Genomic DNA, 7,296 nt, shown 5'->3' with positions numbered 1-7,296 from the left:
GGGAGGAGGTCATCCGTCGGGTTATCGGCGAGCCGTATTTGGACAAGGAGACCCGGATCCTCATCAACCCCGCGGGGCGGTTCGTGATGGGCGGGCCGCAGGCCGACACGGGGCTGACGGGGCGTAAGGTGATCGTGGATACATACGGCGGGATGGGCCGGCACGGGGGCGGGGCGCTGTCGCGGAAGGACCCGACGAAGGTGGATCGCTCGGGGCGTAAGCGGCCCGGTGGGTTGCGAAGAACATGGTGGCGGCAGAGCTGGCGAGGCGGCGTGAGGTGCAGGTGGGGTACGCCATCGGGGGGCCAAGCCCGTGTCCGTTCGGGTGGAGACCTTCGGGACGGGGGTTATGCCCGACGACGTCATCGCGGATCTCGTCGAACTCTTCTTCGACCTGCGGCTGGGCAACGGTTCAGCCCGTATTGTCGTCGGATCCTAAGGCGGGGCAACCCCCGGCGGCGAATCGGGATGGAGATACGGACGAGCGCGTCGAGTTCAGCCCGGCACTTGTTCGGTGCCCGTCGGCAAAGAAAGGGGCTTGCGGGCGTGGAATGGGCCGTTGAACTAACCGGAGAACTCCGGAACTCGCTTGAACGCTCCTTCCAGTTTGGGCCCATCATGCCCGACGGCCGTCTCAAACTAGAAGAGGCACTGGTTGATCATATAGATGGGTTGAAGGTCGAGATATTCGCTCGGGAGCATCCGCCTCCTCATTTCCGGGTCTCCTACCAAGGGAGGAGCGGCATCTTTGATATTTGTACAGGGGAGCCACTGCAGGCAGACGAGCTGAGGAAGTGGCATAGAAACATCAAGAAGTGGCATGCGGCCAATCGAGAGAAACTGATCGAGGCCTGGAATGAGCGTAGACCGACCGATTGCCCCGTTGGGCGAGTCGAGTGTTGAACGGGTTAACAATCCAAAGCAAGCGGACCGGAAAGTAGTAGCGCCAGGCTCTCGTCTAATGGTCATCAAGGATGGCCCACCACGGCGCTGGAAGGAGTGGTATCGGTGCAGATAGCGGGCCACGACTTTGAGGGCCCCTACTCCGTGGACAGTACTGTCATCCCAGCGAATCGTGCGGCGGTATATGTGATCATCTGTGCTGCCCGTGACGGAAAGAAGTATGTCATTGATGTCGGGGAGTCCGGTGAGGTGGGGATAAGGCTTGCGAATCACGAACGCAAGCCATGCTGGGAGAGGAATTGCGACGGAACGCTGCAAGTCTACCTCCGGTTTATGCCTACCTCTCTTGGCTACACGCCAGCGCAGCGGCGGGAATTGGAGCAGAAGATTCGAAGGCAGTATAAGCTGCCGTGCGGCGACAAATAAAGATTGCTTGATACCTCTGACCTGGGCGACCGGCTGGTAGGGCCGGGCGACGAGGTGGCCGTGGTCCACAGCTTCGATGCGTTGCACGAACCGGTCGTGCCGCGGACCAACATAACCGGGCGTGTGGCGAACAGGGCGGTGGCGCTGTCCGAAGGTGGCGAAGTGAGTCGGCACCGCTTGCCCTGAGCACGGGTCCCATCCGGGAAGGGCGGTGTGGAAGCGTCATGGCGGCTTGCTCGGAAGAGGCGGCCGGGCGGCACATCGAGCGCATTGCGCGCGCCCGCCAGGACGGGTCCGACGAGCTCAAGGATTCGCTGGCCGGGGCGATCGAGCGGGTGACCATGATGTTCCCGCAGACCGGCCACTTCCTGATGGAGTTCCTGCAGAACGCCGACGACGCCGGGTCGAGGTCGGTCCTGGTGGAGCTCGCTCCCGATGCCGTTCGGATCGCCAACGACGGAACACCATTTTCCGAAGCGGACGTGGAAAGCATCTGCCGGGTCGGCCGGTCGGCCAAGAAAGCGACCGACTACATCGGGTACCTCGGCATCGGGTTCAAGTCGGTGTTCTTGTTCTGTGACAGCCCTCGCATCGTGTCCGGCTGCTATCGCTTTGCCTTCGACCGGCAGCACTGGCCGCAGCCGGAGAAGGTTCCCTGGCAAATCACGCCCGTCTGGCTGGAACAGGCGCCCGAGTGGACGAAAGAGCTCTCCTCCTACACCACGTTTTTCGAGCTTCCTATCCGGGAACGGGATCGGGCCGCTATCGCAGAGCGTCTCGTAGAAGAAATCGAGCCGGACAGCCTGTCGGGCCGCGTGCTTCTCTTCTTGGGGCACGTGGAGGAACTTGTCCTGAAAGACCGCTTGAGGGGGTCTCGACGGGTGGTTCGGAGACGGCGGGTGGAGCCTGGGGGAGCCGAACCCGGCCCGTACGAGCGATATGAGATAGCGGAAGAGCGCGACGGAGAAGCGACTCACGAGTCCTGGGTGGTTTTCCGAAGCACCGTCAGAATGCCGGAAGACGTTCGGTCCGACCCGGAGACCGAGCGATGGGAGCGTCGCGAGGTCGCCGCTCGGGAGATCGCGGTGGCGTTCGCCCTGGACGAGGAGGGCCAGCTGCGGCGCGTGAGCGGCACGGCTCACATGGGAGTCTTCTCGTTCCTGCCTCTGAAGGAAGTGCCAAGTGGCCTTTCTTTTCTCGTGCAGGGAGACTTCCTCACGGGTCCCGGCCGGGAGAGTATCCGGCGTGATGCGCGGTGGAACCGCTGGATAGCAGGCGAACTTTTCCGGTTCATTACCGGGCGCGTGGTCCCGGTGCTGCTGGAGCACGAACAGTGGCGGTACGTTGCAGCGCTCGTTCTCTATCCGGGTGGGGGCGGGCCGGACGTCATCAACGACGAGCTTCTCCGGCCCCTTCGGCGGTACGTGGAAGAACGTCCGCTGCTGGTAGCAGCCGACGGCTCCCTGATAACGGCGGCGCAGGCCATGAGAATCCCCAACTGGGACGCGGAATGGCTGCGGGTGCTGGGGGTGCAGAAGCTCGAGTCGGCGTTTCCTGGCAAACGGGCGCTTCACCGGCACGCTCTTCCGCCGCCCCTGCCTATCACCGAGGGGCCGTTCGTCAACAGCAAGCACTGGCCGTGGGCGATGGAGCAGCTCGTGGAGGCACGGGCGAAGGGGCAAGACGTGGAGTTTTTCCGGGCGCTGTACCGGGAGCTGGGGCGATACTCGGAGGGTACCATCCGGAGCGCTCCGTGGTTTTCGGCCCGCTTGGTGCTCGCGGAGGACGGCTCGCTGGTGTCGGCGTCGGGAGCGTACTGGGCAGAGCAGGGGCCGCCAGTGCTGCGGGGGCGTCGGCGGGTGCACCCCGGGGTGTTCGCCGACCCGGAGTGCGCCTGGTTTCTGGAGTTTCTGGGGTGCCGGGTGTTGACGGCGCAGCAGGTGCGGGAGTGGCAGCTCGGGGACTCCCTGGAACAGGTGACCCAGGCGTGGGCGACCATGCCGGAGCGGGAGCGCATGGAGTGGACGGGCCGGTTCTTCCGGCTGTGGCGCGAGGGCGTGCTGGATGTGGGGCGGCTGGGGTTCCTGACGGTGAAGAGTCGGGACGGCCGCTGGCGCTCGCCGCCGGAGGTGTTCTTCGGCGAGGCCTATGCGCCGGAGCACCGGCTGGAGGCGCTGGCGGCCAGGGGGCGGCTGCGGGTGGAGCCGGAGGAGATGCCGCTGCTGTCGGAGGCGTACCTGGCGGCGGGGGACGGCGGGGAGGTCTCCGAGTGGCGGCGGTTCTTCCAGGCCCTGGGGGTGGACCGGCGGCTGGAGGATGAGCGGCTGCGGGAGACGTTCGCCGAACGGGTCGCGGAGGAGGTGCTGGTACGCTACGAGCGCAGCCGGGGGCGGCAGCCGGTGCGGGTGCCCCGTTCGCAGGAGCGGGGGTACGACTTCGAGTCGGGCGGACGGCGCATCGAGCTCAAGGGGCGCTCCCGGCCTGACCCGCCCATCGACCTTACCCGGACGCAGTATCAGGCGCTGTCCGACGATGCCTACTACGTGTACGTCGTGGCCGACGCCCTGCGCCATCCCGTCCTGTACGTGCTGCGCGGGCCGAAACTGCTCGGGTTGCTGCCCGACCCGACCTTCCGGTATGGCGACTGGCGGAAGATCGCTACGCCTCGCTGGAGGAGAACGGAGAGGCGGGCTATGCCGAGTCGAGCTGAACTCGAGGAGGCGGTGCGGAGCTACGCTTCGGAACAGCGCCCGTCGGTGGTGGAAGCGCTGTATGTCCTGAGCCTTTGCGCAGGCGAGTGGCTGGCGAAAGCGAACCTGCGCCTTCGGTATCCGCCGGTCGAAGCCGCGGAGAGCTTGAAGGAGGCCGTCGGGGTTCTCGGGCGCATCGGGGCGTTGGATGCACAAGGCGCCGTCGTTTGGGACAAGACCACCGATACCCAGGAACCCTGCCGGGACGTGGTGAGGTGGGCGTGCGAGGCGCATCTGGCGGGGCTTCAGGAAGTCGTGGAAGGCAGATGCGCCGACTTGAGCCGGCGAGGCCGGCAACTGGCGTTTCTTCTCCTTCGGGAAGGGAGCGTGCGGACCGGGGAGGTCTACGACGCGGGTGCAACCTTTGCGGCGGCTCACCGCATCGTCTTCTCGGAAGAGCTCCTCCCCGAGGCTTTCGACGAACTGGTGTCAGTGGGCCTGCTCTACAGGGCGTTTTACGGAACGAAGTTTGTCGTGCCGGGTTTCGCCCGGCGGGCGTGGGAGTACAGGCTGGAACAGGTCGCGCGGCTCCCGCGCCTGCAGTAGGAGTGGCCGACGAGCCCAGCATGAAAGTGCGGTACGGCCACGGGGCCGACAGCGACGGGGCAGTCGGGGCTCCGTGGCGGAGCGGATTCATGGGGTGCTAAGAGGGCGAACGGCGAGGGGCGAACGGTGAGGCGGTCCGGGAGGGTGGGCGTGGCGGGCCAGACCGCGTGCCGTGCCAGCAAGACTCGTTGCGGTGGAGCATGTGTCGTTGGACTCGTGGGGCGGCCAATCCCTGCGGATAGCCGTGTACCTCGGCCCGGTCGGTCGGCGAGCCCTCGAGGGCAGACCTGCTTTGCGGGGACTCGGGAGGTGGGAGAGAGCTTTGCAAGTTTCCGGGGGGGAGGATCTCCCGCACGAGAGGTTCGACTCAGCGTTCGCGGGGCGCGGGTCGCTTCGCTCCAGCATCTGCTCGTTGCTCCCAGCGGTTGCGGTCTGGACAGCTGTGTCCGCAGAAGCCAACCCTAGTCGGAAGTGAGAGCCGCGGCATTCCCGCCATAGCACGCACAGAGCGGTCATAGAACCTGCTTGGAGGAGGATAAGGTGAGAGGCGTGCGGGACCCTGTGAGCGTACCCGAGTCGCAGCTCTTCGCCACGGTTGAGGCCAGCGGCAGTAGCGTTGAACTCCTGACAACGACTTTGGCGGCCCACGGCTATGTGCCGCTGTCGGCTCGTCGCCTGCCCCAGGCTCTACTACTCACTTACGAGTTTCCGGACGACTTTGGGTGCGTCATTCGTTATGTGATAGCACTGACGGATGGTGAGTTGAAGGGTCCAGCCTTGGAGGCGGTAAGGAAGATTGCAGCGCGGAGACAGGCTCACCTGGTCATCGTGGGACGAGCAGAGGGATCTTTCAACGAGCCAGTTCTGAGCTTGGACGAGTTCACGGCACGGTTTGGTGGGGGTATTCCTTCACTTCTTCCACTCGATCCCGCTTACGCAACCCAACTACGGGAACTCGGGCACAATCGGCTGCCGGAAGGCTTGACCGGCAGACCGGAACATCTCTTTGAACGATACGTGCATGCAGGTCTTCAGTTCATAACCGGACGACGCGTCATTCGGTATGGCCAGGACCGATTGGGTGAGAGTGTCCCAGACGGTCTGATACTTCTTGGAGGGTCGTACGTCCTCTATGACGCCAAGTCGGCCGCAAATGGGTTCGAGGTTGATAGCGAGACCGAAAGGCAATGCCAGGCTTACTCAGAAGACTTCGCTACTCGCTACAAGGAGATTCTGGGACGCCCGTATGCATTCCTGCTTGTGTCTGGATCGTTCGCTCAGACCCGTGAGGTTCTGGAACGTCGATCTCATGAAGTGTATTCCCGTTCGCAAGTGCCTCTCACCTGCCTTGATGCGGCCACTATGGGGTCTGCCGTCCAGTGTTTCTCGACTCATCCTCGCTTGCGATCAGTCGTCGATTGGCGGGCAATCTTCAGCAACCCGGTCATCAGTCCAGAGGTTATCCATCGAGCCGTACGGTTAGCCGCGAGAGACAAGGTGCGGGGAGGCTAGCGCCAAATGGGAACCTCTGTAAACCAGGCGTCACCAAAGACTGTTGCATGGCGGGCAGTCATGACGGCATACGGGACACCATCCGTTCCGCCCAAGAGGGTGCTATCGCTTCTAGCTCGGGCGGCTTCTGTAGACCCGGAGGCCAACGTGTTTAAGCTTCTCGCCTCACCCGTAGTGGCCCGGTGTCTTGAACTCGCATTGGAGCACGATGATCCAAAGGCCGCAACGGTTGCTGTGAATCGCGAGGTTGTCCGCTTAAGAGCAGCAGGGCTAGAGACGGTTCTTGCTCGTCGTGCGGTTGTCCAAAGCTACCAGGCGCCGGGGCGTGCCATGCAATACGCCCGAGCGCTGTTCTCCGGAGCGTGTGAGTACCTAGCTTCGCGCGATCTTCCCGGGCTTGTAGGGAGCACGGGCAGACTGAGGACGGTTAACGACCTCCGACTTCTGAAGGCCGAATTGGCCCGTGAAGCGGAACGCGCGGTAGACCGTGCTGGCCCGCCCCCGACAACTCCAACGCCGCAAAGCTGGCGCGAGTACACGGAGGCTGTGCTTCGGGAACTGCAGCGATGAGCGAGGAACGCTGTATCTCAGTTGTAGGCAAGGGCAAGCTTCACGAACAAACGCTAGTCCTGGTTCCTGGGAGGAACCTCCTTACTGCACGTGGTACCTTCACGGGTCGTTTCGGGCCCCCAAGCACAATGGAAGAGGACCTCCTTACCCTTGCCGCCAGTGTGTATGCGGCTGACATTGCCGTCCTCAGGGGTGAGAGAGAAGGGTTTGCCCGGTCAGTCAGGCTCGCTGTTCCCGTTACGAACACCCTGGCCTTCGCAAGCGTAAGGCCGATTCTTGAGTATGCTCTATGTGTACTCAGCGGAGACGACTGGGACCTAGAGTTCCGGTACTATTCCGGGCTCCCCGAGGGTAGCTACGAGGCCCCACAGGATGACGCAGGTGTGGTGCTCTTCTCTGGAGGACTCGATTCCCTCGCTTACGCGGTGGAGGCCGCAGGGACTGGGCAATCCCTCGTCCTAGTGAGCCACGACTCGGGAAATCGAGTGACACGCGACAGTCAGCGTGCCTTAGCCGATTACGTGCACCGGCTTGCGCGGGGCTCCATTGAGCATCTGAGCTTTCGCGTCGGGGGGCAGAACTCCCCAGAC

The 7,296-nt window shown here is 63.8% G+C and carries 4 protein-coding genes and 1 pseudogene; all 5 read left to right on the top strand.

Translation table 11 applies throughout. The annotated features are described in order from the left end of the window. Positions 1-405: pseudogene (locus AB1609_12215) on the top strand (methionine adenosyltransferase domain-containing protein). Between the two features lie 140 nt (positions 406-545). Further along, positions 546-902, top strand: coding sequence for a DUF4160 domain-containing protein (locus tag AB1609_12210; protein ID MEW6047229.1), 357 nt, complete (start codon positions 546-548; stop codon positions 900-902). 105 nt (positions 903-1,007) lie between these two features. Continuing rightward, positions 1,008-1,328 carry a hypothetical protein gene (locus AB1609_12205; GenBank protein ID MEW6047228.1) on the top strand — a complete coding sequence of 107 codons (321 nt, stop codon included), beginning with the start codon at positions 1,008-1,010 and terminating at the stop codon, positions 1,326-1,328. 224 nt (positions 1,329-1,552) lie between these two features. Further along, positions 1,553-4,624: a DUF3883 domain-containing protein gene (locus AB1609_12200; GenBank protein ID MEW6047227.1), complete on the top strand. Its 3,072-nt coding sequence runs from the start codon at positions 1,553-1,555 to the stop codon at positions 4,622-4,624. A 2,078-nt stretch (positions 4,625-6,702) separates the two neighbouring features. Continuing rightward, a partial coding sequence (locus AB1609_12195; protein MEW6047226.1) for a hypothetical protein occupies positions 6,703-7,296 on the top strand: 594 nt, incomplete at its 3' end.

This window comes from Bacillota bacterium (genome assembly GCA_040754675.1).
In the GTDB taxonomy this organism is placed as follows: Bacteria; Bacillota; Limnochordia; order Limnochordales; family Geochordaceae; genus Geochorda.
The sequence above is the reverse complement of the archived record's forward strand: the minus strand, read 5'-3'. Positions and strand labels throughout refer to the sequence as shown.